Annotated in this window: 23 protein-coding genes; 18 read left to right on the top strand and 5 right to left on the bottom strand. The window is 71.5% G+C overall.

Annotated elements, in window-relative coordinates:
- The first annotated feature begins 32 nt into the window (after positions 1–32).
- From gcl to QSK26_RS00900, 3 genes are all read left to right on the top strand, one after another.
- Positions 33–1,757 carry a glyoxylate carboligase gene (gcl, locus tag QSK26_RS00910; protein WP_285772977.1) on the top strand — a complete coding sequence of 575 codons (1,725 nt, stop codon included), beginning with the start codon at positions 33–35 and terminating at the stop codon, positions 1,755–1,757.
- Positions 1,758–1,814: 57 nt separating this feature from the next.
- On the top strand, positions 1,815–3,356 hold the full coding sequence (locus QSK26_RS00905) for an aldehyde dehydrogenase family protein (protein ID WP_285772976.1): 1,542 nt from the start codon (positions 1,815–1,817) through the stop codon (positions 3,354–3,356).
- A 228-nt stretch (positions 3,357–3,584) separates the two neighbouring features.
- Positions 3,585–4,994, top strand: coding sequence for an NAD-dependent malic enzyme (locus tag QSK26_RS00900; protein ID WP_285772975.1), 1,410 nt, complete (start codon positions 3,585–3,587; stop codon positions 4,992–4,994).
- A gap of 31 nt (positions 4,995–5,025) precedes the next feature.
- Here QSK26_RS00900 and QSK26_RS00895 read toward each other — a convergent pair whose 3' ends face one another.
- The gene (locus QSK26_RS00895; protein WP_285772974.1) at positions 5,026–5,151 is read right to left on the bottom strand and encodes a hypothetical protein; all 126 of its coding nucleotides are present in this window, start codon (positions 5,149–5,151) and stop codon (positions 5,026–5,028) included.
- Positions 5,152–5,281: 130 nt separating this feature from the next.
- On the opposite strand from QSK26_RS00895, the gene QSK26_RS00890 reads away from it, so the two are divergent.
- The gene (locus QSK26_RS00890; protein ID WP_285772973.1) at positions 5,282–5,860 is read left to right on the top strand and encodes a YqgE/AlgH family protein; all 579 of its coding nucleotides are present in this window, start codon (positions 5,282–5,284) and stop codon (positions 5,858–5,860) included.
- Here the strand turns inward: QSK26_RS00890 and QSK26_RS00885 are convergent.
- Positions 5,853–6,503 (bottom strand): TetR/AcrR family transcriptional regulator, encoded by a 651-nt coding sequence (locus QSK26_RS00885; RefSeq protein ID WP_285772972.1) that lies wholly within the window; start codon positions 6,501–6,503, stop codon positions 5,853–5,855. The genes QSK26_RS00890 and QSK26_RS00885 overlap by 8 nt on opposite strands.
- Positions 6,504–6,677: 174 nt before the next feature.
- Here QSK26_RS00885 and QSK26_RS00880 point away from each other — a divergent pair, with 174 nt between their 5' ends.
- The 6 genes from QSK26_RS00880 to QSK26_RS00855 all read left to right on the top strand — a co-directional run bounded on the left by QSK26_RS00880 (position 6,678) and on the right by QSK26_RS00855 (position 13,868).
- Complete coding sequence (locus tag QSK26_RS00880) at positions 6,678–8,267, top strand: DHA2 family efflux MFS transporter permease subunit (RefSeq protein ID WP_285772971.1); 1,590 nt, start codon at positions 6,678–6,680, stop codon at positions 8,265–8,267.
- Between the two features lie 93 nt (positions 8,268–8,360).
- The gene (locus QSK26_RS00875) at positions 8,361–8,609 is read left to right on the top strand and encodes a DUF3039 domain-containing protein (protein WP_285772970.1); all 249 of its coding nucleotides are present in this window, start codon (positions 8,361–8,363) and stop codon (positions 8,607–8,609) included.
- 134 nt (positions 8,610–8,743) lie between these two features.
- Entirely contained in the window at positions 8,744–9,766 is a 1,023-nt protein-coding gene (locus QSK26_RS00870; protein ID WP_285772969.1) for a zinc metalloprotease, read from the top strand.
- Positions 9,744–11,144 (top strand): MFS transporter, encoded by a 1,401-nt coding sequence (locus QSK26_RS00865; RefSeq protein ID WP_285772968.1) that lies wholly within the window; start codon positions 9,744–9,746, stop codon positions 11,142–11,144. The genes QSK26_RS00870 and QSK26_RS00865 overlap by 23 nt, the downstream gene beginning before the upstream one ends.
- Positions 11,145–11,251: 107 nt before the next feature.
- Positions 11,252–11,971, top strand: coding sequence for a hypothetical protein (locus QSK26_RS00860; RefSeq protein ID WP_285772967.1), 720 nt, complete (start codon positions 11,252–11,254; stop codon positions 11,969–11,971).
- Positions 11,972–12,116: 145 nt separating this feature from the next.
- Positions 12,117–13,868, top strand: coding sequence for a DEAD/DEAH box helicase (locus QSK26_RS00855; protein WP_285772966.1), 1,752 nt, complete (start codon positions 12,117–12,119; stop codon positions 13,866–13,868).
- Between the two features lie 60 nt (positions 13,869–13,928).
- Here the strand turns inward: QSK26_RS00855 and QSK26_RS00850 are convergent, their stop codons facing one another.
- Together QSK26_RS00850 and QSK26_RS00845 are read right to left on the bottom strand one after the other, a co-directional pair.
- The gene (locus tag QSK26_RS00850; protein ID WP_285772965.1) at positions 13,929–14,501 is read right to left on the bottom strand and encodes a nicotinamidase; all 573 of its coding nucleotides are present in this window, start codon (positions 14,499–14,501) and stop codon (positions 13,929–13,931) included.
- Positions 14,502–14,510: 9 nt separating this feature from the next.
- Positions 14,511–15,872, bottom strand: coding sequence for a nicotinate phosphoribosyltransferase (locus QSK26_RS00845; protein ID WP_285772964.1), 1,362 nt, complete (start codon positions 15,870–15,872; stop codon positions 14,511–14,513).
- Between the two features lie 39 nt (positions 15,873–15,911).
- Here QSK26_RS00845 and clpS point away from each other — a divergent pair, with 39 nt between their 5' ends.
- The 6 genes from clpS (at position 15,912) to QSK26_RS00815 (ending at position 18,652) form a co-directional block, all read left to right on the top strand.
- Positions 15,912–16,205, top strand: coding sequence for an ATP-dependent Clp protease adapter ClpS (gene clpS / locus QSK26_RS00840; protein ID WP_285772963.1), 294 nt, complete (start codon positions 15,912–15,914; stop codon positions 16,203–16,205).
- Positions 16,202–16,723 carry a DUF2017 domain-containing protein gene (locus QSK26_RS00835; RefSeq protein ID WP_285772962.1) on the top strand — a complete coding sequence of 174 codons (522 nt, stop codon included), beginning with the start codon at positions 16,202–16,204 and terminating at the stop codon, positions 16,721–16,723. The genes clpS and QSK26_RS00835 overlap by 4 nt, the downstream gene beginning before the upstream one ends.
- A gap of 9 nt (positions 16,724–16,732) precedes the next feature.
- A complete protein-coding gene (locus tag QSK26_RS00830; protein WP_285772961.1) occupies positions 16,733–17,140 on the top strand; it encodes a M67 family metallopeptidase in 408 nt (135 codons plus the stop codon).
- A 9-nt stretch (positions 17,141–17,149) separates the two neighbouring features.
- Positions 17,150–17,305, top strand: coding sequence for a hypothetical protein (locus QSK26_RS00825; RefSeq protein ID WP_285772960.1), 156 nt, complete (start codon positions 17,150–17,152; stop codon positions 17,303–17,305).
- Positions 17,306–17,389: 84 nt separating this feature from the next.
- Positions 17,390–17,668 (top strand): MoaD/ThiS family protein, encoded by a 279-nt coding sequence (locus QSK26_RS00820; RefSeq protein WP_285772959.1) that lies wholly within the window; start codon positions 17,390–17,392, stop codon positions 17,666–17,668.
- A gap of 36 nt (positions 17,669–17,704) precedes the next feature.
- Positions 17,705–18,652, top strand: coding sequence for a PLP-dependent cysteine synthase family protein (locus tag QSK26_RS00815; protein ID WP_285772958.1), 948 nt, complete (start codon positions 17,705–17,707; stop codon positions 18,650–18,652).
- 64 nt (positions 18,653–18,716) lie between these two features.
- On the opposite strand, the gene QSK26_RS00810 is transcribed toward QSK26_RS00815, so the two are convergent.
- A complete protein-coding gene (locus tag QSK26_RS00810; protein ID WP_285772957.1) occupies positions 18,717–20,696 on the bottom strand; it encodes a DUF3352 domain-containing protein in 1,980 nt (659 codons plus the stop codon).
- Between the two features lie 217 nt (positions 20,697–20,913).
- Here QSK26_RS00810 and QSK26_RS00805 point away from each other — a divergent pair, with 217 nt between their 5' ends.
- Positions 20,914–21,705, top strand: a complete 792-nt coding sequence (locus QSK26_RS00805) for a thioesterase family protein (RefSeq protein ID WP_285772956.1) — start codon at positions 20,914–20,916, stop codon at positions 21,703–21,705.
- A 118-nt stretch (positions 21,706–21,823) separates the two neighbouring features.
- Positions 21,824–22,672, top strand: a complete 849-nt coding sequence (gene murI / locus QSK26_RS00800) for a glutamate racemase (RefSeq protein ID WP_285772955.1) — start codon at positions 21,824–21,826, stop codon at positions 22,670–22,672.
- Positions 22,673–22,678 lie beyond the last annotated feature (6 nt).

The raw sequence follows: 22,678 nt of genomic DNA, 5'->3' as shown, positions 1-22,678 counted from the left end.
CCCACGAGTCATTGGGAGGGAGGGGGATTCCGATGAACAGAGTCCCTTGCATGGAGGCCGTGGTCGATGTCCTCATCTCGGAGGGTGTCGACACCGTCTTCGGAATTCCCGGCGCGGCGATCCTGCCGTTGTACGCCGCCTTGCTGAAGAGCCCGATCAAGCACATCACCGTCCGCCACGAGGAGGGCGGCACGCACTCGGCCGACGGCTGGGCGCGGGTGACCGGGAACGTCGGTGTCTGCATCGGCACCTCGGGCCCGGCCGGCACCAACATGATCACCGGCCTCTACACCGCGATGGCGGACTCCATCCCGATGATCTGCATCACCGGGCAGGCCGCGCGCGACAAGCTCCACCAGGAGGCGTTCCAGGCGGTCGACATCGTGGAGATCGCCAAGCCGGTCACCAAGTGGGCCGTGCAGCTCAAGGAGGCCGCCCAGGCGCCGTGGGTGTTCCGGGAGGCGTTCCGCATCGCCAGGTCCGGGCGTCCGGGGCCGGTGCTCATCGACCTGCCGATCGACGTGCAGCGCGGCACCTGCCTGTACGACGCCGCGCTGGACGGCCCGCTGCCGGTCGAGGTGCCCCAGCCCCGGGCGCAGGCCGTGCAGGCCGCGGTGGAGATGCTGCTCGCGGCCGAGCGCCCGCTCATCCTGGCCGGCGGCGGCGTGATCATCGCGGACGCGGCGGCCGAGCTGCGCGAGCTGGCCGAGCACCTCCAGGTGCCGGTCCAGGTCACCCTGATGGGCAAGGGCGCCTTCCCCGAGGACCATCCGCTGTTCGCCGGCATGGCCGGCCTGCAGACGCAGACCCGGTGGGGGAACGCCGCCTTCCTGGAGAGCGACCTGGTGCTGGCGGTGGGCGCGCGCTTCGGCGACCGGCACACCGGCGACCTGGAGACCTACCGCAAGGGCCGCAAGTTCATCCACGTGGACATCGAGCCGACCCAGATCGGCAAGGTCTTCGAACCCGACCTCGGCGTGGTCGGGCACGCCAGGCCGGTGCTCGCGGCGCTGGCGGCCGAGGCCGGGGTGCAGACCCGGCGCCGCCGGCCGGAGAAGTGGGTCAAGCGGGTGGAGGAGCTGCGCACCACGCTGCTCCGCCGGGACGACTTCGAGGACGTGCCGATCAAGCCGCCACGGGTCTACCGGGAGCTCAACGAGGTCTACGGCCCGGACACGACGTTCGTCACCGCCATCGGCCTCTACCAGATCTGGTCGGGACAGTTCCAGAAGTCCTTCCTGCCCCGCCGCTACCTCGTCTGCGGCCAGGCGGGCCCGCTGGGCTGGGAGGTGCCGGCGGCCATCGGCGTCAAGACCGCCTTCCCCGAGCGGCAGGTCGTCGTGGTCGTCGGCGACTACTCCTTCCAGTTCCTGATGGAGGAGGTGGCGGTCGCGGCGCAGTACGAGATCCCGTTCGTGATCGTCATGGTGAACAACGAGTACCTCGGCCTGATCAGGCAGGCAGAGATCCCCTACGACATGAACTTCGCGGTGGACCTGCACTACGGCGAAGGCGGGATCGACCACGTCAAGCTGATGGAGGCGTTTGGCTGCCCGGCCCGCCGGGTAGAGGAGCCGGGCGACATCGCCGGTGCCCTGACCTGGGCCAACGCCGAGTCGGAGCGGCTGAGCCGCCCGGTCCTCGTGGAGATCATGGTCGAGCGCGAGGCCAACGCAGCGATGGGCCCCTCCCTCGACAAGATCAAGGAGTTCGAGCCCGCGCCGGAGCTCGTCTCGGCCGTCGACTGGTCCGACTGACCGCCCCCCTACGCCCCGCCGGTTGCGAGTGTGCCGTCCGACCGAAGGAGACCGTTCATGTCCTTGATCCTGAAGCCGGGCACGGCCTGGCACGACGCCTACGCGGCGTCCGTGTCGGCCGCGCCCGAGGCCTTCCACGACGACAGGGTGCTCAACCACTGGGGCGGCATCTGGCAGCGTGACGGCAGGCCGGCGCCCGACGTGTCGCCGGTCGACGGCACCGCGATCGCCGGCCCGCCGCGGCTCGACCGGTCGGCCGCCGCGCGGGCCGTACGGGGCAGCCTGGACGAGCACCGCGCGTGGCGGCACCTGCCGCTCGCGGAGCGCAAGGCCAGGGTCAGCGCGGCGCTGGACGCGCTGACCGCGCACCGCGACCTGCTGTCGCTGCTGCTGGTGTGGGAGATCGGCAAGCCCTGGCGGCTCGCCACCGCCGACGTCGACCGGTGCATCGAGGGGGTGCGCTGGTACGTCGAGGAGATCGACCGCATGCTGGAAGGGCGCACCCCGCTGCCCGGCCCGGTGAGCAACATCGCGAGCTGGAACTATCCGATGAGCGTGCTCATGCACGCCATGCTCGTGCAGACGCTCGCCGGCAACGCCGCCATCGCCAAGACCCCGACCGACGGCGGCGTGGCCTGCCTCACCCTGGCGTGTGCCCTCGCCGTGCGCGAGGGCCTGCCGCTCACCCTGGTCAGCGGCAGCGGCTCGGAGCTGTCGCCGGCGCTCGTGCGCGGGCACGAGCTCGGATGCGTGTCCTTCGTGGGCGGGCGCGACACCGGCGCCCAGATCGCGCTGTCACTGGCGGATCTGGGCCGCGCGCACATCCTGGAACAGGAAGGGCTGAACTGCTGGGGAGTCTGGGAGTATGACGACTGGGAGCTGCTCGGGCGGCAGATCAGGGCCACCTTCGACTACGCCAAGCAGCGTTGCACCGCCTACCCGCGTTTCGTGGTGCAGCGCCAGCTCTTCCACCGTTTCCTCGACACTTACCTGCCTGCGGTCTCCTCGGTACGGTTCGGGCATCCCCTCGCCGTGGAGGCGCCCGACGACCCGCTGCCGGAGCTGGACTTCGGACCGCTGATCAACGACGCCAAGGCGAAGGAACTCGCCGACCAGGTGGACGACGCGATCACCAAGGGCGGCATGCCGATCTACCGGGGGTCGCTGACCGACGGCAGGTTCCTGCCCGGGCAGGACACCTCCGCCTACTTCGCCCCGGTCGCGGTGCTCGCCCCGCCGCGGTCCTCGCCGCTCTTCCACGCCGAGCCCTTCGGCCCGGTCGACACGATCGTCGTGGTGGACACCGAGGCCGAACTGCTGGCGGCGATGAACGCGAGCAACGGCGCGCTCGTCGCGACCATCTCCTGCGGCGAGGAGGCCACCGCCAAGCGGCTGGCGTCGGAGGTGCGCGCCTTCAAGGTGGGCATCAACAAGCCCCGCTCCCGGGGTGACAAGGAGGAGATCTTCGGCGGGCTCGGCGCGTCCTGGCGCGGCGCGTTCGTCGGCGGCGAGCTGCTGGTCCGCGCGGTGACCCAGGGTCCCGAGGACGAGCGCCTGCCGGGCAACTTCCCGGGTTACACCCTCCAGCACGCCGGATAGCGCGGAGAGGTACGGCACCGCCGGGATCCCGATCGGACCCCGGCGGTGTTCGGCGTGCGTTTTCCGCACAGCGCTTCCCAGGCGCCGTCACCTGGGCGGAACCCCTCTAAAACCCACCAAGCCGGGCATCCCATTACCGAGGCGAGGGGGAGACGGGGAACACCGGTCACCCAGTCGTGGCACCATGGATGAACCAAATCCAGGTCAGGCGCAAGGGAGCGGGTTGACGTGGCCACCGTGCCGAGTGTGTCTTACTCCATCACTGTGCGGCTGGAGGTGCCGGCCGGCGGTAAGGCCGTCAGCCAGCTCACCCATGCCGTAGAGTCCGCGGGTGGCGTTGTCACCGCGCTGGACGTCACCACCGCGGGCAACGAGAAGCTCCGCATCGACGTGACGTGCGCCGCCCGCGACACCGATCACGCCCAGGGCATCGTCGACGCCCTGGAGGCGATCGAGGGCGTCGTGATCCACAAGGTCAGCGACCGCACCTTCCTCATGCATCTCGGCGGCAAGATCGAGACGAAGTCCAAGGTGCCGCTGCGCAACCGCGACGAGCTGTCGATGGCCTACACGCCCGGCGTGGCCCGGGTGTCGATGGCGATCGCGCGCAACCCGGAGGACGCGCGCCGCCTCACCATCAAGCGCAACAGCGTCGCCGTGGTCACCGACGGCTCGGCCGTGCTCGGCCTGGGCAACATCGGCCCGGCCGCCGCGCTGCCGGTCATGGAGGGCAAGGCCGCGCTGTTCAAGCGCTTCGCCGGCATCGACGCCTGGCCGATCTGCCTGGACACCCAGGACGTCGACGAGCTGGTGCGCACGATCCAGGTGCTCGCCCCCGGCTTCGGCGGCATCAACCTGGAGGACATCTCGGCCCCGCGCTGCTTCGAGGTCGAGCGCCGGCTGCGCGAGCTGCTGGACATCCCGGTCTTCCACGACGACCAGCACGGCACCGCGATCGTGGTGCTGGCCGCGCTGACCAACGCCCTGCGCGTGGTGCGCAAGGAGCTGGGCGAGGTGCGCATCGCGATGGCCGGCGCCGGCGCGGCCGGTACGGCGGTGCTGCGCCTGCTGCTCGCGGCCGGCGCCCGCCACGTCGTGGTCTGCGACTACCTGGGCGCGGTCCACAAGGGCCGCGACGACCTGGACGAGTCGCTGCGCTGGATCGCCGACCACACCAACGCCGAGGGCTACGCGGGCGACCTGCGCGGGGCGGTCAAGGGCGCCGACGTGTTCATCGGCGTCTCGGCGCCCGGCATCCTCACCGGTGACGACGTCGCCGCCATGGCCGAGGACGCCGTGGTCTTCGCGCTGGCCAACCCCGAGCCCGAGGTGTCGCCGGACGAGGCCCGCGAGCACGCCGCGGTCGTCGCGACCGGCCGATCGGACTTCCCGAACCAGATCAACAACGTGCTGGCCTTCCCCGGCGTCTTCCGCGGCCTGCTCGACGCGCAGGCCGGCGGGGTCACCCAGGAGATGCTGCTGGCCGCGGCCGGCGCCCTCGCCGCGGTGGTCACGCCCGAGGAGCTCGGCCCGAACTACATCGTGCCCAGCGTCTTCCACCCCGACGTGGCGACCGCCGTGGCCGCGGCGGTCCGCGAGTCGGCGGGCGGCCGGGCCAGGGGCATGACGGAGGCGTAACCGCAGGACACGCGCCCGCCCGGAGCCGGTCTCACCGCTCCGGGCGGCGGGTGACGACGGGCGTCTCGGGGGTCCGGTGCGGCCAGACCGTGCCGAGCCACCACAGCAGGGCGCCCGTCAGGATCAGACCGCCCGCGGTGGCCAGCCCGCCCAGCATGCCGCCTCCCGATGGTCGGCCGATCGGCTTCCACTGCCCGGTGTCCCCCCGGGGAGCCCGTGAGTAACATCATTTCGGCGTATGCCCTCCTGGGGCGCGAGATTGCCGGTTCACCCATCATCATGGATGTATGGCGGAAGCGATCTACGTCGGAGGGTTACTGGTGGCGACGCCACGGCTCGAAGATCCCAACTTCCGGCGTAGCGTCGTCCTGGTCCTTGAGCACGACAGGGACGGCGGCACGCTCGGTGTGGTCCTCAACCGGCCGAGCGACGTCTCCGTGACCCAGGTGCTCCCCACCTGGGACGCGCTGGTCACCGGACCGTCGGTGCTGTTCCAGGGCGGCCCCGTGCAGACCGACAGCGCGCTGGCGCTGGCGGCGGTGCCGAGCGGGGAGGAACCGCTCGGCTGGCGGCGGCTCGCCGCCGCGATCCCGGCGGTCTCCCGGCTGGGCACGGTCGACCTGGACGCGCCCCCCGAGATCCTCGCCGGCGAGATCGCGCAGATGCGGATCTTCGCCGGTTACGCCGGCTGGACCCCGGGTCAGCTCAAGGCCGAGATCGAAGAAGGCGCGTGGTACGTCGTGGACGCGGAGCCCGGCGACACGTTCTACGCCGATCCCGAGTCGCTGTGGCGGGCGGTGCTGCGCCGTCAGCGCGGTGAGCTGGCCTTCGTCGCGACCTGCCCGGACGACCCCAACCTCAACTGACGGCGCCGGCCGCCCGGGGCGGAGCGACGTCCCATCCGGGGCGCAGAGCGTCCTCGATGAGGGCGAAGGCGCTCTCCACCCGTGCCACGAGCTCGCCCATGTCGCCGACCTCGTCGGACGGGCACTCCATGCCGATCCGCGCGGCCGAGACGACCAGGGCCACGACGATGTGCGGCCGCTGGTCCGTGCCGGGGTCGACGCCCTGCCGCGCGGCGACGAGCGCGGCGAGCCTCGTCTCCATCCGCGCCATCCTGGTGATCGCCCTGCCCATCAGGGCGGGCGTCGTCTCCATCAGCCGCCGCGTCTTCAGGTGGCGCTCGACGTTCTCGGGGGAGGACTGGCCGAGCTGCCGCAGCGCCACGCGGAAGGCGTTGGCGAGCGCGGCGAAGGGCGGCTCCTGCGGCGGGCGCTCGGCCAGCGCCGCGGTGAGCTCCTCCTCCAGCTCGGAGGTGTGGCTGAGCGCCAGGTCCTCCTTGCCGGAGAAGTAGCGGAACAGCGTGCGCGGGGAGATCTCCACGGCGTCGGCGATCTGCTCGACGGTCGTCTGCTCGTAGCCCTGGGCGAGGAAGAGATCCAGGGCCGCGTCGATCAGCGCCTGGCGCATCCGGAGCTTCTTGCGCTCCCGTAGGCCGGTACGACTCATGGCCGACACCCCCTCGAAACTACTCGTTCACAGTGTGCCATAAGTCACATGATGGTGCATAAAATAAGTTGTCATTTGTCATAGTGTGACACTAGATTTCAGACCACAGTCAAGCAAAAGCCTCGAAGAGGGGCAAACGGGGCACATGCCTCGGGGGTTTAAGGGGGCTCGTTCATGGCACAAGCCGAGACGGTGGCCGGCAGGCCATCGTCCCATGCCGCACCACGAGGCCGAGGTCAGGGCAGTCCCTGGCTGACGCTGCTCGCCGTGGCACTGGGCGTGATCATGGTGATGCTCGACGGCACCGTCGTCTCGATCGCCAATCCGGTCATCGGGGACGAGCTCAACGCGTCCCTGCCCGACCTCCAGTGGGTGACCAGCGGCTACCTGCTGGCGCTCGCGGTCTTCCTGATCACCGCGGGCAAGCTGGGCGACCTGTTCGGCCACAAGCGGGTCTTCCTGATCGGCATCGCCGGGTTCGCGCTCTCCTCGCTGGCCATCGGCCTGTCCCAGGGCATCGGCATGCTGATCGCCTTCCGGGTGCTGCAGGGCCTGTTCGGCGCGCTGCTCCAGCCGGCCGCGCTCGCGCTGCTGCGTGCCGCCTTCCCCGCCGAGCGGCTGAACATGGCGATCGGCATCTGGGGCGCCGCGATCGGCGTCTCCAGCGCGGCCGGGCCGATCGTGGGCGGCGTGCTGGTGGAGAACGTGAGCTGGCAGTCGGTGTTCTTCATCAACGTCCCGGTGGGCGTGATCGCGCTCGCCGTCGGCTACTTCGTGATCAAGGAGAGCAAGGCGACCGCGCTGTCCCGGGTCGACTGGCTGGGCGTCGCCCTGCTGTCCGCCGCGATGTTCTCCCTGGTGTGGGCGCTCATCAAGGCTCCCGAGATCGGCTGGGGCGACGCCAACACCATCGCCTTCCTGGTGGCCACCGTCGTGCTGACGGCGGTGTTCATCTGGTGGCAGGGCAGGGCGAGGGAGCCCCTGCTGCCGCTCGCCATGTTCCGCAACGCCTCGGTGTCGATCGGCACGGTGCTGATGGTCCTGGTGGCGTTCTCCATGTTCGGCGCGATGTTCTTCCTGACGTTCTTCTTCCAGCACGTGCACGGGCTCAGCCCGCTGGAGTCGGGCATGCGGATGCTCCCGATGAGCGCCGGCATGATCGTCGCCTCGCCGCTCGCCGGCTTCGCCATCGGCAGGCTCGGCCCGAAGATCACCATCATGGCGGGCATGGTGATCACCGCCGTGTCGATGTTCCTGCTGTCCAGACTGGGCCTGGAAGCCTCCTATCTCGACAGCGCGATCCCGTTCGTGCTGCTCGCCTTCGGCCTGTCACCGGTCATGGTCGGCGCGACCGAGATCATCGTGGGCAACGCGCCCGAGGAGCTCAGCGGGGTCGCCGGCGGCGTGCAGCAGTCGGCGATGCAGGTCGGCGGCTCGCTCGGCACCGCCGTGCTCGGCGCCATCGTCGTGGCCAAGGTGGGAGAGGTGCTCCCCGGCCACATGACCGGCGCGGGCCTGCCCGCCCCCACCCCGGAGCAACTGGCGCAGATGACGGGCCCCGTCTCCTACGGCGTCGCCCCGGTCACGGGCGGGATGCCGGAGCAGGTCGTCCAGGCGATCACCCAGGCGGCGCACCTGTCCTTCCTGGACGGCATGCACCTCGGCTACCAGGTCAGCGCGGTCGTCGCCGTGGTGGCCGCGGTCCTGGCGGCGTTCGTCCGGGCCGGTCGCAAGACCGAGGGCACCCCCGTCCACATGGGCTGACCAGGTACACCCCGAGCGGCCCGTGCCGAGGGCGCGGGCCGCTCGCGCGTCTCGTGGGGGAGGCCACGGGCGCGGAGGCATAGACTCGTCAGCGTGAGCACGAAGATCCTTCCCGAGGGCGACGTCCGGCAGGAGCTCTCCAACGACGGCGACCACGAGCGCTTCGCCCACTACGCCGACAAGCACAAGATCACCGAAAGCCTGGTGACCGGCACCCCGGTGCGCGCGATCTGCGGCAAGATCTGGGTGCCCAGCCGCGACCCGAGCAAATACCCGGTCTGCCCGGAATGCAAGGAGATCTACGCGGGGCTGCCGAAGGGCGGGCCCGGCAAGGGCGAATGAGCGACCGGCCACTCGGCGCGCCCGACGGCGCGCCGATGTGTGTTGTTCGCAGGTGACGGCGGCCGGCCGGGTTACGGTCTGGTGGGCGCCACGCTCGGCGTCCGACCAGCACATGTGACAACTCGGGGGAGTGCATGGCCCGGCGCCCGATCGCCGTCATTGCCGCATGCCTGTTCACGGTGGGCCTGTCCGGCCTGCCCGGGGCTGACAGGAAGACCGCGGAGCCGCGCCCGCTGCCGCAGGACCGGCCGCCCGCCGCCGCCGGCGGCACGCCCGTCGTGGACGCGGCCTGCCTGGCCGCCGCGCGCGTCGCGCGACCGGCCGACCGCCTGGCGCGCGGCCTGGAGCCGTACGCGCCGACCCGGCAGGACGTGCTGCGGATGGAGGCGGACCTCGGGGCCTACCTCGACGAGCACGGCGAGCTGCGCGGCGGCGCGGCGACCCGGCGGGCCGCGGTCAACGTCCCGACCTGGGTACACGTGATCAACAATGGCGCCCAGCAGTTGCCCCGGCAGAAGGTCCTCGACCAGATCGCCGCCCTCAACTCCGCCTACAGCGGCAGGCTCGGCGGGGCGGACACCCGGGTGCGGTTCCGGCTCGACGGGATCACCACGACCAACAACGCGGCGTGGTTCGGCAACCCGCTGGGTTACGAGAAGGCCATGAAGACCCGGCTGCGCCGCGGCGGGGCGGGCACGCTGAACCTCTACATCGCCCAGCTCAACGAGGTCGTCCTCGGCTACTCGACCTACCCCTTCGCGTACGCGGCCAGCCCGGTCAAGGACGGCGTCGTCGTCGACTGGCGCAGCATGCCCGGCGGGTCGCTGTCCGGCTTCGACAAGGGCTTCACGGCGGTGCACGAGATCGGCCACTGGCTCGGGCTGCTGCACACCTTCGAGAACGGCTGCGCCGAGCCCGGCGACGGGGTGGCGGACACGCCCGCCCAGGCCACCCCCACCGGCGGCTGCCCGAGCGGCAAGGACACCTGTCCCGAGCCGGGGGAGGACCACGTGCACAACTTCATGGACTACTCCCACGACCGGTGCATGACGTCGTTCACCAGGGGCCAGGCGGCCAGGATGCACGCCACCTGGGCGGCTTATCGCGGGACGAATCGAACACTACGCTTGACGGGTGACAGCACCAACGGCTCTTGACGCTCCATACGCACCCCCCCGGATCCTCGGTCCTGCCTACCGCACCTCGACTCTCGGCATCCTCCTCGTCACCACGCTGATCGCCTTCGAGGGCATGTCCACCGGTGTCGTGATGCCGGCCGTCTCCCTGGACCTGGCCGCCATCGACCTGTACGGCTGGAGCTTCTCGGCCTTCCTGATGGCGGGCCTGTTCGTCAACGTCGTCGCCGGGCTGTGGTCGGACCGCAGGGGGCACGCGCTGCCGTTCCTGCTCGGCATGGTGGTGTTCGTCGCCGGGCTCGGCCTCGCGGGCGCGGCGGAGACCAAGGAGGTGTTCATCGCGGCGCGCGCCGTCCAGGGGGCCGGCGGCGGCGCGGTGATCGTGGCGATCTACGTGATGATCGCCCGGGTCTACGAGTCGGCGGCCCGGCCGAAGATCTTCGCGCTGATCTCGGCGGCCTGGGTGGTGCCGTCGCTGATCGGCCCGGCCGTCGCCGGAGCCGTCGCGGCCTCGGTGGGCTGGCGGTGGGTGTTCTACGGGATCGTGCCGCTGGTGGTGCCCGCGTTCGTCATGCTGCTGCCCGCGCTGCGCGCACGGCCGGGGAAGGACAGGGACGCGCCCCCGCCGGCCACCGGCCCGCGCAGCCGGCCGGTCCTGATGACGCTCGCCGCCGCGGCCACCGCGGGCGGCGCGGGGGTGCTCCTCTACGGCGTGGACCGGCTGCACGTCGCCCTCACGCTCGGCCTCGTCGCCCTCGCCTGCGGGCTGGCCGCCCTGTCCGCCGGGCTGCCCCGGCTGCTGCCGTCCGGCGCGCTCCGGCTGCGGCGCGGGCTGCCCACCACGGTGGCCATGCGCGGCCTGCTCTGCGGCGCCTTCTTCGGCGTGAACTCCTACATCCCGCTGGTGCTGCACGAGGTCCGCGGCATGTCCCTGGAGGGCGCGGGCCTCGCCCTCACCACCGGGGCACTCGGCTGGTCGGCGGGCTCCTACCTGCAGAGCCGCTGGCAGGGCGACCGGGTGCGGCTGATCCGCTACGGCGCCGCCGCGGTCACCCTCGGCGTCCTGCTCGCGTCGCTGTCCGCGCTGCCCGCGGTCACCCCCTGGATCGCCGTGCCCGCCTGGGTGATCGCCGGCCTCGGCATGGGCGCCGGGATCACCAGCGTCAACGTCACCATGCTCAGCCAGTCGCCGCCGCAGGAGCAGGGCGCCAACTCGGCCGCCCTCCAGGTCTCCGAGACCCTCGGCTCCTCGCTCACGATCGGGATCGGCGGCGCCCTGATCAACATCATCGGGCACGACGACCTCGGCACCGGATTCCTGGTGATCTGCATGTCGATGGCGCTGATCGCGGTCTTCGCCGTGCTGGCCTCGACCCGGGTCACCGCCCCCGCGGTGTGACCTGATGACGCCTCATCTGTCCCACCGGCAACATTGATCACGAATTCCGTGAGCGCCGGGGGCGGGCGTGGTAGGACAGGGGGGCCGCGGCTGCGAGGGAGGGCGCTGTGGACCAACGACCACGCGGGCGGAAGCCGTACGCGCGGCGGGTGTGGCCGCCGACTCCGGAACCGGAGGAGGCCCTGCCGCCCTCGGCCCGGGTGTACGGCACGCCGGCCGCGCCCGCCCGGCCGCGCATCCCGCGCCGCCTGCGGACGGCCCTGGTCGTCTCGCTGGCGGGCGCGACGGGCGTGGCCGTCATCGCGGCGGCCGTCGCGTTCGTCATGAGCCTCACCGCGCCGCGGGCGCCGTCGGAGAAGGTGGTGGACGGCCTCGCCGGGATCCGCTACCCGCTGCCGCTCGGCTGGCGGCCGGGCGGCCTGGCGCCGGTCACCGCGTTCAGCTCGGTGGTCACGAACGGCGACGCCACCGCGGTCGGCATCGCGGACGGCGGGCAGGCCATGCTCATGGCCAGGACGGGCCCCGACCAGGGCGCCCGGCCGCTGCGCGAGATCACCCTGGAGCTCGCCGAGCTCTACGCGGGGCTGCTGCTGCACGGCGACACGGTGGACGTCGTGCACGACGGGCCGGTCAGCGTCGCGGGTTATCCCGGTCACAGCCGCTCGGTGCTGGCCGGCTACGACGACGTGGTGAACCGCCCGGCCTATCTGCGGGTCGTCGTGCTCGACCGGGGGCCGAGGACCGTCGTGCTGCTCGGCCTCGCCCAGCCCGACGACCAGCGGGCGCGCGCCGACATCGACGCCATCGTGCGGGGCGTGAGCAGGTGATCCGCGGCTTAGCACGAACGGACCGGCTTGGCGAGCTTTCGCGTTCGACGGCACGTCCTGTCGGTGGCGGCGATTACCCTGGTGTGATTGTGAGGGAGCGAACCAGCAGTAACAGCAGCCACACCGATGCCGCGAGGAGGAGTGCGTGAGCACCTTTGCCGCATCGCACCTGTCGCCCTCCTATCCCGACCGCGCCGCCTGGGGGACCGCGCCTAAGCTGCGGGCCTGGCAGCAGGAAGCCTTCGACCTCTACTTCCGGCAGGAGCCCCGTGACTTCCTCACGGTGGCCACCCCCGGAGCCGGCAAGACCACCTACGCGCTGCGCATCGCCAGCGAGCTGCTCGCGCGCGGCGTCGTGCGCGCCGTGACCATCGTCACACCGACCGAGCACCTCAAGCGGCAGTGGGCCGACGCCGCGGGCCGGGTCGGCATCGCCATCGACCCGGAGTTCAAGAACAGCCAGGGCACCACGTCCCGCGACTACACGGGTGTGGCGGTGACCTACGCCCAGGTGTCGATGCACCCGGCGCTGCACAGGGCGCGCACCGAGGCGCGCAAGACGCTGGTCATCTTCGACGAGGTCCACCACGCCGGCGACGCCAAGTCCTGGGGCGACGGCGTGCGGGAGGCGTTCGAGCCCGCGGCCCGGCGACTGGGGCTCACCGGCACGCCGTTCCGCTCCGACGACAACCCGATCCCGTTCGTGTCCTACGTCGAGGACGGCGACGGCAGCCTGCGCAGCGTCTCCGACTACTCCTACGGCTACGGTCCGGCGCTGGCCGACGGCGTCGTCCGGCCGGTCATCTTCCTCGCCTACTCCGGCGAGATGAAGTGGCGCACCAGGGCGGGCGACGAGATCGCCGCGACCCTCGGCACGCCGCTGACCAAGGACCAGCTCTCCCAGGCGTGGCGGGCGGCGCTCGACCCCAAGGGCGACTGGATCCGCCAGGTGCTGCACGCCGCCGACCGCAGGCTCACCGAGGTGCGCCGCGGCGTGCCGGACGCGGGCGGCCTGGTGATCGCCACCGACCACGAGACGGCGCGCGCCTACGCCCGGCACATCCGGTCCATCACCGGCGAGGGCGCGACCGTCGTGCTCTCCGACGATCCCGACGCGTCAAAGAAGATCAAGGGGTTCAGCCAGTCGGAGGACCGCTGGCTGGTGGCCGTGCGGATGGTGTCGGAGGGGGTGGACATTCCGCGCCTGTGCGTGGGGGTCTACGCGACCTCGGTCTCCACGCCGCTCTTCTTCGCCCAGGCGGTCGGCCGTTTCGTGCGAGCCCGCCGGCGCGGCGAGATGGCGTCGGTGTTCGTGCCGTCCGTGCCGACCCTGCTCGGGCTGGCCAACGAGATGGAGACCGAGCGCGACCACGTCCTCGGCCGCAGGCGCGACGACGACGGCCTCGACGACTCCCTCCTGGAGGAGGCCAGGCAGCGCAAGGACAGCCCCGACGCCCTGGGGGAGGAGCTGCCGTTCCAGACGGTGGAGGCGTCGGCGACCTTCGACAGGGTGCTGTTCGACGGCGGCGAGTTCGGCACCGCCGCCGCCCCCGGCTCCCCCGAGGAGGAGGACTTCATCGGGCTGCCCGGCCTGCTGGAGCCCGACCAGGTGGCGACGCTGCTCCGCAAGCGGCAGGCCGACCAGCAGGCCGCCAAGCGCAAGCAGCCCGACGACAAACCCGCCCCCGCGCTCGCCCCGCACGAGGAGATGAACGCGCTGCGCAAGGAGCTCAACGGCCTGGTCGGCGCATGGAACCACCGCACCGGCCAGCCGCACGGCGTGATCCACGCCGAGCTGCGCCGGGTGTGCGGCGGCCCGCCGATCGCCCAGGCGTCCGCCGACCAGGTCCGCGACCGCATCGCCCAGATCCGCAAGTGGGCCACGCAGCGCCGCTGACCCGCCACGTCCCTTCCGCCCGGCCCGGCGCCGCCGTCGGCGCCGGGTCGCACGCGTGGTTCAGGGGGCGACCGTGGGGGTGCCGGTCAGCTGGACGCCGGCGGTGTCGAGCTCGTCCAGGGCGGCGTCGGTGGTGAGCCTCGCGACGCCGGCGGTGAGGTCGAGCAGGACGCGGACGGCGAAGGCGTTCTCCACCGCGTCGAGGGCGGTGGCGCGGACGCAGTGGTCGGTGGCGATGCCGACCACGTCGACCGTGCGGACGCCGCGCGCCGAGAGCCAGTCGGCCATGGTCGTGCCGTCGGCGGAGACGCCCTCGAAGCCGCTGTAGGCCGCGGCGTGCGCGCCCTTGCTGAAGACCTCCTCGACCTTGCCGGTGTCGAAGGCGGGGTGGAACTCGGCGCCGGGCGTGCCCGCCACACAGTGGGCGGGCCAGGACCTGCGGAAGTCGGGCTCGGCGGAGAAGTGGGCGCCGGGGTCGATGTGGTAGTCCCGGCTGGCCACCACGTGCGCGTAGGGGTGCGTGGCGATGTGCCGCGAGATTCTGGCGGCCACGTCGGCCCCGCCGGTCACCGCGAGGCTGCCGCCCTCGCAGAAGTCGTTCTGGACGTCCACGACGATCAGCGCGCTGGTCATGCCCCGATCTTACGAGCCGAAGACCGACGGGATCGCGGCATAGCCCCGGGAAAGCTGGTGCGCCTCCACCGGCAGCTCGGCGACGGCCTCCCGGTGCCGCCGCCGCGCCGCCTCCAGGGGCTCCCTGCCGACGACCTCGCCGCCGCGGACCAGGCGGGTGAGCAGCGGACGGTGCCGCATCGCCTCGCCGTTCCCAGGCGGGGCGCCGTCGGAGCCGTTGTTCGCGTTCAGCCCGGCGGCCTGCCTGGCCGCGTCCGGGCCGTCGGGGACGACCAACTCGGCGACGGCGAGCCCGTCGGGGCCGATCCTGCGGAAGGCGGTCTTGCGCCCGCCGCGGCTCGGCTTGCCCACCGAGCGCTTGGCCACCGGCTGGAGCACGCCGTCGGCGTCCTCCCTGGCCACGAGCTTGTAGACGAGCGCGGCCGTGGGCACGCCGGACCCGGTGACGAGGGAGGTGCCCACGCCGTAGCCGTCCACGGGGGCGGCGGCGAGCGCGGCGATGGCGTACTCGTCCAGGTCGCTGGTGACCAGGATGCGGGTCTTCGCCGCGCCGAGGGCGTCGAGCTGTTCGCGCACCTCGCAGGCGGCGAGCGCGAGGTCGCCGGAGTCGATGCGCACCGCGCCCAGCTCCGGCCCGGCCAGCTCGACGGCGGAGCGCACCGCGGCGGGCACGTCGTAGGTGTCCACGAGCAGCGTGGTGCCCGCGCCGAGGGAGGCGAGCTGGGCGGCGAACGCCTCGGGCTCGGAGTCGTGCAGCAGGGTGAAGGCGTGCGCGCTGGTGCCGGTGGTCGGCACGCCGTACAGGTGGCGGGCCATGAGGTTGGAGGTGGCGGCGAAGCCGCCGATGTAGGCGGAGCGGGCGGCGGCGACGGCGGCCATCTCGTGCGTGCGCCGCGCCCCCATCTCGATGATCGGGCGCGACTGCGCCGCGTGCGTCATCCTGGACGCCGCCGAGGCCATCGCGCAGTCGTGGTTCAGCACGGACAGGGTGAGCGTCTCCAGCAGCACGGCCTCGGCGAAGGTGCCCTCCACGACCATGATCGGAGAGCCGGGGAAGTAGCAGTCGCCCTCGCGGTAGCCGTGGATGTCGCCCGAGAAGCGGTAGCCCGCCAGGAAGTCGACGGTCGCCTCGTCCACCACCTGCTGGTCGCGCAGGAAGGCGAGCTCCTCCGCGCCGAACCTGAACGACTCCAGCGCGTCGAGGAAGCGGCCCACCCCGGCGACGACGCCGTACCGGCGGCCGCCGGGAAGATGCCTGGCGAAGACCTCGAAGACGGCCCGTCGCCCGGCGGCCCCGCTGCGCAGGGCGGCCTGCAACATCGTCAGCTCGTAGTGGTCGGTCAGCAAAGCGCTGCTCGTGGTCGTTGTCACGTGTCGAAGACTACGGCCGGCGTAGGGCACACTGGATAGGTGCCCAGCACCGCTCCCGTCGAGGTCGAGCGTCCCGCGTCGGACGTCAGGCCAGACCTCCCCTGGATCACCATCGTGTGGAACGACCCGGTCAACCTCATGTCCTACGTGACCTACGTCTTCCAGACGGTCTTCGGCTACCCACGGGACAAGGCGGAGAAGCTCATGCTCGACGTGCACCACAAGGGCAAGGCGGTGGTGTCCAGCGGCACCCGCGAGGAGATGGAGCGCGACGTGCAGATCCTGCACTCCTACGGGCTGTGGGCCACCGTCCAGCAGGACTCCGCCTCATGAGCACCGGGTTCCACCCGAGCGCGACCGGCGTCACGGCCGAGTTCGACGCCGCGGAGGTGTCGATCCTGCGCTCACTGGCCGACATGATCCTCGGGCTGGTCGAGCCGGGCGGCACGAGCGAGGACCCGCTGGAGCGGGCGCTCAGCGTCGGTTCCTCCGAGGCGCCCGAGGACCCCGCGCTGGCCAGGCTCTTCCCCTCGGCCTACGCCGACGACGAGCAGGCGGCGGAGTTCCGCCGGTTCACCGAGGCCGGGCTGCGCGACGGCAAGCGCGCCGACGCGCAGGTGGTGCGCGAGACGGCCGTGGTCGGCACGATCGCCCTGACCGCCGAGCAGGGCCGCGCCTGGATGCGCGCCCTCAACGACGTACGGCTGACGCTCGGCACCCGGCTGGAGATCACCGAGGACGTGCACGACGAGCTGGCCGGGATGCCGGAGGACGACCCCCGTTACCCTGCGTTCGTGACATATGACTGGCTGACCTACCTGCAGGACACACTCGTGCGAGCACTTTGGTAGCTTCCTCGCATGCTGAGGATCTCGCAGGAACTCGCGGACAGGATCGTCGCGCACGCGCGGGCCGACCACCCGGACGAGGCGTGCGGCGTGATCGCCGGGCCGGTCGGCTCCGACCGTCCGGAGCGCTTCATCCAGATGGAGAACGCGGAGCGCTCGCCGACGTTCTACCGGTTCGACTCGATGGAGCAGCTCCGGGTCTGGCGGGAGATGGACGACAGGGACGAGGAGCCGGTGGTCATCTACCACTCGCACACGGCCACCGAGGCATACCCCTCGCGCACCGACATCTCCTACGCCTCCGAGCCGAACGCGCACTACGTGCTCGTCTCGACCAGGGACGAGGTGGACGTGGAGTTCCGTTCTTATCGCATCGCCGACGGGGTGGTGACCGAGGAAGAGGTCACCTTCGTTAAGTAAACTGGTCCCGTGTCGACTTCCGACCCCGAGTCCGGTCCGAGCGCGGTCCTCGCCACCGCGTGGCGTCCGCGTTCCCGGGTCCGGTCGGCCGCGGCTCCGGCCGTGCAGAGCTACCTGTTCGCGCACACTCCCTCGGCCGTCGTCTACGACTGTCCGGGTCACTGACACCCCGGAACACCCCCGCATCCTCCCGTGTTCGGATCGGGTGGGTGCCCAACGACGACCACATGACCAAGGAGATCGACCGCGATGGCCATTGAGGTTCGCATTCCGACCATTCTGCGTAGCTACACCGATGGCGCCAAGGCCGTCGAGGGCAAGGGCGGCACGCTGGAGGAGCTGATCGGCGACCTGGAGGTCCGGCACCCCGGGCTGCGGGACCGCCTGGTCGAGCAGGGCGCGCTGCGCCGTTTCGTCAACGTCTACCTCAACGACGAGGACGTGCGGTTCCTGGGCGGCCTGGAGACGCCGGTCGCCGACGGCGACACCGTCACCGTGCTGCCGGCCGTGGCCGGTGGCGCCCGCTGAGCCGGGCCGCCCGTTCCGACACGAAGGCCGTGCACCATGCGCTTTGACTCGTTGATCCACTCGGTGGGCAGGACTCCGCTGGTCGGCCTGCCCAGGCTGTCCCCGTCCGACGAGGTGCGGATCTGGGCCAAGCTGGAGGACCGCAACCCGACCGGTTCCGTCAAGGACCGGCCCGCTCTGTGGATGATCGAGCAGGCCGAGAAGGACGGGCTGCTCGCGCCGGGGTGCACGATCCTGGAGCCCACCTCCGGCAACACCGGCATCTCGCTGGCGATGTCGGCCAGGCTCAAGGGTTACAAGCTGATCTGCGTCATGCCGGAGAACACCTCCGAGGAGCGCCGCCAGCTCCTGCGCATGTGGGGCGCGGAGATCATCTCCTCGCCCGCGGCGGGCGGCTCCAACGAGGCGGTCCGGGTCGCCAAGGGGCTGGCCGCCGAGCACCCCGACTGGGTGATGCTCTACCAGTACGGCAACCCGGCCAACTGGCGCTCCCACTACGAGTCCACCGGGCCGGAGATCCTCGCGGACCTGCCGACGGTGACGCACTTCGTGGCGGGGCTCGGCACGACGGGCACGCTGATGGGCGTCGGCAGGTTCCTGCGCGAGCGGGTGCCCGGCGTGCGCATCGTCGCCGCCGAGCCCAGGTACGGCGAGCTGGTCTACGGCCTGCGCAACGTGGACGAGGGCTTCGTCCCGGAGCTGTACGACCCGGAGGTGCTCACCACGAGGTTCTCCGTCTCCTCGGCCGACGCGCTGCGCCGTACCAGGGAGCTGCTCGCGCAGGAGGGGATCTTCGCGGGGGTCTCCACCGGGTGCGCGCTGCACGCCGCGCTGGGCATGGCGCGCAAGGCGGTGCAGGCGGGCGAGCGGGCCGACATCGTGTTCATCGTGGCCGACGGCGGCTGGAAGTACCTGTCGACCGGGGCCTACGAGGGCACCCTGGACGAGGCGGAGGACCGGCTGGAAGGCCAGCTCTGGGCCTGACCCCGTCCCGGACGACGAAACCCCCCGCCTTCCGAGGGAGGCGGGGGGTTCCGTATGCCGGGGATCAGTTGAACAGCACCCGCAGGGAGAAGGTGGACTCGCTGTCGGACTGCCTGCCGCTGATGCCGACCGCGCGCAGCACCTGGAGGTTGGCCCGCTCCTCGCCCTGCACACTGGAGAGGTAGAGCTTCTCCAGCTTGTCGAGGTCGACGAAGGCCGCGAAGGTGGCCTCGCCGGCGTCGGGCACGGCGAGCTGGAAGGTCTCGCTGTCGGCCAGGGTGCCCGACTGCGACAGCTGCTGTGCGTACTCCTGGGTCGTCGCCAGGGCCAGGGTGCCGTCGCCGGCGACCTTGCCGAGCCGCAGGCCACCGCCCTCGGCGGCGAGCAACTGCTCGATCTTGGTCACCACCTGCTGGCCCTTGACGGGGTCGGTGACGATGCGGGCGCCGATCTGCGGCAGGTCGGCGTCGATGCCGCGCTCGTCCACCGCCAGGGTGAGGTTCTTGCCGAGCAGGGTGACCACGTCGTCCGGGAGCGACAGGCCGCTCTGCTGCGCATCCGCCAGGAACTGCTGGAACGTCGCGTCCTGCTGGGCCATCCTGCTGATCTCGGCCCACTGCTTGGTGAACACGTCGCCGAGGCCCGAGACGGACACGGCGCCGGCCGTGGTGGCGGGCAGGTCGCTGATCCGCGCGGCCTCAGGCGAGCCCGCGTCGAGCATCGTGGCGCCGCGCACCAAGCCGGCCAGCTCGGCGTAGGAGCCGTCGAAGCGCAGGGCGCCGGCGAAGCGGGCCCCGGCGACCTGCTTGAGCGTCTGCTGGTCCAGCTCGCCCGAGATGCTCGGGATCTTGCTCAGCCGGTCCATGTCGCCCCAGATGGACAGCACGCCCTGCTCCCCGATGGCGCCGATGTCGTCGGTGAAGTTCGGGTTGTCCGCCAGCGGCGCCTCCTGGGCGTACCGGTCGGCCAGCGCCTGGGTCTCGGTGACCAGCGCGTAGTCCTCGCGGAAGGCGATGCCGGCCTGCTCTCCCTCCATCAGCTTGGTGATCCCGGCCCGGGCCGCGGCCTCGTCGGTCACCTGCACCGCGACCACCGCGCCGGGCTCGTCGGAACCCTGGGCGGGCGGAGTGACGGCCACGCCGATCCGGGAGCCGAGCCACGGCTCGACGTCCCTGGCGAAGTCGAGGCCCTCCGCGCCCTCGCCCTGTGACTGGATCAGGTTGAAGAGCGCCTGGCGCGGGTCTTCGCCGCTGAAGGACTCCCTGGTCGGGGTGAACTTGCGGGCGATGTTGAACAGCGCCAGCTTCTGGTTGGCCGCGGGGTCGAGGTCGAGGCGCACGTAGGCGAGGGCGCTGCCGGGCAGGACCGCCTCCGGCTGGGTGCCGCCGCCGCTCAGCAGGTTGACCGCGTAGACGCCGCCACCGCCGATCAGGACGACCACCACCGCGGCGATGACCGCCGCGATCCAGCCGCGCCTGCCCTTGCGCGGCTGCGCGCCGCCGCCGAGCACCTCGGGCCCGCCGGACCAGGACGGCTGCCCGTAGCCCTGCTGGCCCTGCTGGCCGTAGCCCTGTTGCCCGTACCCCTGCTGGCCCTGCTGTCCGTAGCCCTGCTGGGCGTACGCCTGCTGCTCGTGACTCTGCTGTCCGTAGCCCTGCTGGCCCTGCGGCTGGCCGTACCCCTGCTGGCCGTAGCCGGGCTGGCCGTACTGCTGCTGGGGCTGGCCGTAGGGCTGCTGGCCGTACTGCTGGGCGCCGGGGTCGTATTGCGGTGCCTGGTTCTGACCGTAACCCTGGTCATATCCCGGGCCCTGTCCCTGACCGTATCCCGGTGCGGGCTGGCCGTATCCCGGCTGACCGCCATAAGGCTGGCCATAACCGGGCTGCTGGCCCTGACCTGGGGGAACATTCTGCTGCGGGTAGCCCGAAGGCCCCGCCTGCGGCGGATACGGCGGCTGCTGCCCCTGCTGGGGACGATAGACGACGGTCCGGCTCGGGTCCGGCTCGTCCGATGCCGGAGGTCCGGGGGGAGTGTTCGACGACATATCAACTCACATCGTGGGCTTCTGGGTGCTCCTAGAAGCTAGTGCACTTTGCTAGCGGTTGACTTGCAGAGAACTAACCATCCGATGTTTGCGTCTAATGCGATATTTAGTTTTTTTCCGGATTTTTCAGACCGTCGGCCTCTCGGACCGATACGCCAAGGGCGCGGTACAGTTAGCCCGCAGAACATAGTTCGGTAGTGGTGCACGAGGGGCGTGGATGACCAAGTTTGACGAGGCGACCCGGGCTCTCCGGGTGGACGAGACCACCTATGACGTATGCCTTGACGACGGATACGGGATCGGCGGGCCGCTGAACGGCGGTTACCTGCTGGCCGTGGTGCTGCGCGCGGTGGTGGACGCCTCGCCGCACGCGCATCCCGTCTCCACCAGCGCGCAGTTCCTGCGCGCCCCGCGGCCGGGCCCGGCGCAGGTCCGGCTGGAGCAGCTCAAGGCCGGCCGCACCGCCGCGATGACCAGGGCGACCCTGCTCCAGGACGACCGCGCCTACATCGAGGCGCTGGTCACCACCGCGACGCTCGGCGACGCCGCGCCCGACTGGTCCGCCGGACCGCCGCTCGCCATGCCGCCGCCGGAGCGGTGCCGCCCGCTGCCCGAGCCCAAGCCTGAGTCCAACATGACGCTCAACGCCCAGTTGGAGATGCTCTTCGACCCGCCCACGATCGGCTGGCTGACCGGCGAGCCCACCGGGCGGCCGGAGTCGCGGGCCTACTTCCGGATGGCCGAGCCGCAGGATCCCGACCCGTTCGTGCTCGCCCTGGCGGTGGACGCCCTGCCGCCGGTGGTCTTCTCCGCGGGCGCCAGAGGGTGGGCGCCGACCGTGGAGCTGACCTGGTACCTGCGCGCGCTGCCCGCCCCCGGCTGGCTCACGCTCTACGGCAGCGGCCGGCTGATCAGCGACGGCTGGTTCGACGAGGAGGTCGAGGTGCGCGACTCCACCGGGCGCATCGTCGCGCAGTCCCGGCAGATCGCCCGCCTCGGCCGGGGCTGACCACGTGGGCCACCGCCCCCGGCCGCGGAAAACCCGTGGCAAAAAGGGATGGAAGACACTCGCGCTGTGAGCATTATTACGATGAGCGATCAAGCCAGGTCCCCTAACCTTGGGAAACGTGTCAGGCGAGAGCATCGGAATCTTCGACAGCGGCGTCGGCGGGCTCACCGTCGCGAGGGCGATCATCGACCAGCTCCCCCACGAGTCGATCCTCTACGTGGCGGACACGGCGCGGCAGCCGTACGGGCCGCGCCGTATCGCCGAGGTCCGGGCCTTCGCGCTTGAGGTGATGGACCATCTCGTCGAGCACGACGTGAAGATGCTGGTCATCGCCTGCAACAGCGCGAGCGCGGCGGTGCTGCGGGACGCGCGGGAGCGTTACGGCGTGCCCGTGGTCGAGGTGATCCAGCCGGCCACCCGGCGGGCCGTGCAGGCCACCCGCAACGGGCGGGTGGGCGTCATCGCGACGCGCGCCACGATCGAGTCGATGGCCTACGACGACGCGTTCGCCGCCGCGCCGCACGTGAGCCTGACCGGGGTGGCGGCGCCGAGGCTGGTGGAGTTCGTCGAGCGGGGGGAGACCTCGGGCGACGAGCTCATCGAGGTGATCCGTGAGTATCTGCGGCCCGTCCAGGAGGCGGGCTGCGACACGCTCATCCTCGGCTGTACCCATTATCCCCTGCTGACCGCGGCCATCTCCTATGTGGCGGGCGACGCGCTGACCCTGGTGTCCAGCGCGGAGGAGACGGCCAAGGACGTTTATCGCGTCCTCCACGACCGCGGCCTGGAAGGCGACGGCGCGAACCCCCGCCATCGCTTCCGCGCCACCGGAGAGGCCACGCTCTTCCGGCGGCTGGGACGCAGGTTCCTGGGACCGGAGATCGAGGCGGTCGAGTTCGCCGAGCTCGGCCCGCTCGTCGTCCGGGAGGACGTTTCGGGTAACGGAGCGCTGCGCGCTCCCTCTTAGGAGGCC

The sequence above is a fragment of the Microtetraspora sp. NBRC 13810 genome, assembly GCF_030268685.1.
Taxonomy (GTDB): Bacteria; Actinomycetota; Actinomycetes; order Streptosporangiales; family Streptosporangiaceae; genus BSRQ01.
This window is presented reverse-complemented; position numbering and strand designations above follow the sequence as displayed.